The sequence below is a fragment of the Marinomonas sp. SBI8L genome (assembly GCF_001624705.1).
Lineage (GTDB): Bacteria > Pseudomonadota > Gammaproteobacteria > Pseudomonadales > Marinomonadaceae > Marinomonas.
In genome coordinates this window covers 1-368 of the sequence record NZ_JSEO01000055.1, presented here as the reverse complement: position 1 = coordinate 368, position 368 = coordinate 1, and the positions used below count along the sequence as shown (strand labels likewise).

Here is a 368-nt window from a genome sequence, read left to right as displayed (position 1 = left end):
TAAAGGATTATATTTGTAATGTTGAAGAATTTTACCTTTCAGGAAAAAAATTATCAGTTATTACCTAATGATGTAAGTAGTATAGATAATTTATTTACAATAATTGTTGGAAATTTCATAGGATATTGGGTGTTTATATATGGATTATCTTTAACATTAGCTGCAACTTTTGCTCTTCTTAGAGTCGGAAGATGGGATGACATTTATCAGACAGATAAGAATAAATGATAGTGTGATTTAATAAAGGATTATATTTGTAATGTTGAAGAATTTTACCTTTCAGGAAAAAAATTATCAGTTATTACCTAATGATGTAAGTAGTATAGATAATTTATTTACAATAATTGTTGGAAATTTCATAGGATATT

Annotated in this window: 1 protein-coding gene; it reads left to right on the top strand. The window is 24.7% G+C overall.

The features are described from left to right. The first annotated feature begins 18 nt into the window (after positions 1 to 18). The gene (locus OA91_RS23885; protein WP_063340108.1) at positions 19 to 228 is read left to right on the top strand and encodes a hypothetical protein; all 210 of its coding nucleotides are present in this window, start codon (positions 19 to 21) and stop codon (positions 226 to 228) included. Positions 229 to 368 lie beyond the last annotated feature (140 nt).

Coding starts and splice junctions, on each gene's coding strand:
- OA91_RS23885 (WP_063340108.1), top strand. CDS start 19: ATGTTGAAGAATTTTACCTTTCAGGAAAAAAATTATCAGTTATTACCT.